The organism is Clostridium sp. (assembly GCF_021443865.1).
GTDB lineage: Bacteria > Bacillota > Clostridia > Clostridiales > Clostridiaceae > Clostridium.
Genome location: NZ_JABUTB010000146.1, coordinates 1 through 3,508 on the forward strand (window position 1 = coordinate 1; position 3,508 = coordinate 3,508).

The window sequence follows — 3,508 nt, forward strand, 5'->3', positions numbered from 1 at the left end:
GAAAGGTTAGATTATATGTTTCAATTACCATTTATGCAAAACGCCTTTATGGCAGGCTTAATGATATCTATTCTTTGTCCTTTCATAGGACTTTTTTTAGTACTTAGGCGATATTCCATGATAGGTGATACCTTATCTCACTCCTCCTTTGCAGGAGTTGCAATTGGATTAGTTTTAGGTGTTAATCCTTTAATAACAGCCTTCTTATTTACAACTTTATGTGCAATAATTATAGAATTATTAAGAGAATATTATAAAAAATACGCTGAATTAGTTATGTCTTTAGTATTAACCTTTAGTTTAGGTATAGCTATTGTTTTAATAAGTAGTGGAAAAGCTTCTGCTAAAGTTAATTCATTTTTGTTTGGTAGTATTTTAACAGTTTCTTCTGAAGATATTATTTTAATACTAATAGTAGGTATAATTTGCTTATTAACTTTAGTATTTTTATATAACAAGCTTATATACATAACCTTCGATGAAGAAGGGGCTAAAACCTCTGGAATAAAGGTTAAACTTATAAATTATATTTTTACAATATTAGTTGGTGCAACTATTTCAATGTCAATTAGAGTTATGGGGATCTTAGTAATCTCATCTATAATGATAGTTCCAGTTGCTACAGCTATGCAATTGAAGAAAGGCTTTAAAGCTACTCTTTTATCTGCTATAGGTTTTGGAATATTTGATATTATGGTAGGCTTAGGTTTATCATATTATATAAATAGTGCTCCAGGAGGAACAATAGCTTTAACTTCAGTATTTACTTTAATATTAGTAATAATTATAGAAAAATTTATAAATTAATATTAAAAAATAAGGTGTATATTCTATATTTTTAGAAAATACACCTTATTTTTTTAATTCTATTTGAATTTCTTACAATCATCACATATACCATTTAACTCCAATTTATGCTTTGTTAAACTAAATCCTACCTTTGCTTTTATAGCTTCTTCTATCTCTTCCATAGGGCAAGGAATTTCAACACATTTATGACAAACATCACATTCTAAAATGTGCTTGTGATTTTCCTTTTTTAGCACATATATTGCAGGCCCATCTATATTAATTTTCTTTATTACATCTTTTTCTTCTAAAGTTTCTAGTGTTCTATATATAGTACTTAAATTTAAGTTGTTTTTTTGTTTTTTACATTCAGTATATATGTGTTCTGCAGAAAGTCCCTTATCAGAAGTGCTAATTATATTTAAAATTGCAATTCTTCCCGCAGTAATTCTAATTCCTTTTTCCTTTAAATAATTTTCCCAGATCATTTTCTTCTCCTAACGCTATAATCTTTATATAATTATAACACTATTATTAAACTTATTAAACAATAAACAAGCTAAATATTATATTCCTATCCCCCTCTGGATTCCAAGTTACCCTCATATAATATTTAACTATTTATATACTAAATTTAATAATTCCTCATTTAACTCGGAATTATGTATAAATTATATTTTAAAAGATTTTTTGTAATTAATATTAAAATAGTATCATCTCAATACCAAGGCATAATAGTATTAATCCTCCTAATATATCTGCATATTTACATATAAAATCAATTCTTCTAGCATATCTACATAGGAAAAATCCTGTAGTGCATAATAATAATGTAATTAGACCAACTAGCATAGCATCAACAAAGGTTAAAATTGGATTTACTGAATAAAAAGCTGTAAATCCTACTACTAAAGCGTCTACACTAACAGACATTCCTAAAATGATATACATTGATTTTTTTATTAGCAATGAATCATCTTTATCACTATTTTTAAATGCTGAAATTATCATTATAAGACCTATGAATGAAATTATAATTCCTCCTATCATATTAGGTATGGAAACTATATATGTATCAAAGAATCTACCAGCTATTCCACCTGAAAACAAAAAAATAAATTGAAAGAAAGCAAAGGATAATATAAATCTTATTTTATTCCTTTTAACCAAATATGGATTTATCCCAAGACTAATAGTTAGTCCTAAAGCATCCATAGACATTGCTATACCTATTAATATTACATCTTTTAATTCCATTTTATTATAATACCTCCAAATATTATATTCTATACCAAATTATGAAGTATAGTATTTATGTATTTTTTTAAATAAGTACTTTTATTACGCTCAAAAATGTTGTATATTATTAAATAGAGTATGTTATATTTTAATTAGTATATATTATTAACTTTTTTTAATAAAGGAGAGTAACTTAATGGCAAATTGTATAATAGCACAATCTGGTGGTCCAACATCTGTAATTAATTCTAGTGTTGTAGGTTTATTACATGCAAATAAAGATATTAAAGCCTTTAATAAAGTATATGCAGGTTTAAATGGTATAGAAGGAATTTTAAATGGAAACATTATAGACTTATCTTCTTTTTCTGACAGTGAAATTAATACTTTCAGATACACCCCTTCCTCTGGACTAGGTTCTTGTAGATATAAGATGAAAAAAATAGAAGAATCTACTGAGGAATACGATAGACTTTTAGATATATTAAAATCACATGAAATAAAAGCATTTTTCTATGTTGGTGGAAATGACTCTATGGATACCATTGCAAAACTAGGAAAATACTCAAAGGAAAATAATATAGATATTAAATTTATAGGAATTCCTAAAACCATTGATAATGATTTAATGTATACAGATCATACACCTGGTTTTGGAAGTGCAGCAAAATTTATTGCAACTACAGCTCTTGAAACATATTTAGATTCGTCTGTTTACATAAATAACGGTATATTTATCCTTGAAACAATGGGACGTGATACTGGATGGTTAGCTGCTTCTGCTTGCACAGCTAGAATTAATGGTGAAGCAATTGCAGATTTTATATATTTACCTGAAGTTGCTTTTAATATAGAAGAATTTCTATTAGATGTTAGAAAAAAATTCGAAGAAAATAATAAAGTTTTTATAGTAGTTTCTGAAGGAATTAGAAATTCTGAAGGTAAATTTATTACAGAAATTGAAAGTCACGCCCACGATAAATTTGGCCATGCTCAATTAGGCGGTGTTGGAGCTTATCTTAAAAATTTAATTATATCTTCCGGAATAACAAATAGAGTTAAGTCTTTAGAACTTGGTGTGCTACAAAGATGTGCAATTCATTGTGCTTCAGATACGGATTTACAAGAAGCATTTGATGTAGGATATTCAGCTTTAAAATTTGCCTTAGAAGGACATAGTGGATATATGGTTGCTATAAAAAGAGATTCCTCTTATAATTATAAGACTTCCCATGCATTAATAGAAGCTGATAAAGTTGCTAATAATGTTAAGTACTTTCCTAAAGAATTAATAAATGAAAGAGGTAATCATATTAAGGAAGAAGCTTTAGATTATTTCTTACCACTTATATCCGGAACCCCATCCTTAGTAATAGATAATCATCTACCAAAATTTAAAACTATAGAGAAATAAACTCCTAAGTAAACTTGACCCTGTCAAGTAGACAATAGGAAAAAAGACTCTTCATTATGCGGCATG

The 3,508-nt window shown here is 27.2% G+C and carries 4 protein-coding genes; 2 read left to right on the forward strand and 2 right to left on the reverse strand.

The annotated features are described in order from the left end of the window. The first annotated feature begins 15 nt into the window (after positions 1–15). Entirely contained in the window at positions 16–807 is a 792-nt protein-coding gene (locus tag HUJ77_RS15100; protein WP_291710055.1) for a metal ABC transporter permease, read from the forward strand. Positions 808–866: 59 nt separating this feature from the next. On the opposite strand, the gene HUJ77_RS15105 is transcribed toward HUJ77_RS15100, so the two are convergent. Both HUJ77_RS15105 and HUJ77_RS15110 read right to left on the reverse strand, forming a co-directional pair. After that, entirely contained in the window at positions 867–1,277 is a 411-nt protein-coding gene (locus HUJ77_RS15105; RefSeq protein ID WP_291710049.1) for a Fur family transcriptional regulator, read from the reverse strand. Between the two features lie 214 nt (positions 1,278–1,491). Continuing rightward, positions 1,492–2,046, reverse strand: a complete 555-nt coding sequence (locus HUJ77_RS15110) for a manganese efflux pump (protein ID WP_291710051.1) — start codon at positions 2,044–2,046, stop codon at positions 1,492–1,494. Between the two features lie 178 nt (positions 2,047–2,224). Here HUJ77_RS15110 and HUJ77_RS15115 point away from each other — a divergent pair, with 178 nt between their 5' ends. Beyond that, complete coding sequence (locus HUJ77_RS15115; protein ID WP_291710053.1) at positions 2,225–3,442, forward strand: 6-phosphofructokinase; 1,218 nt, start codon at positions 2,225–2,227, stop codon at positions 3,440–3,442. The last annotated feature ends 66 nt before the right edge of the window (positions 3,443–3,508 follow it).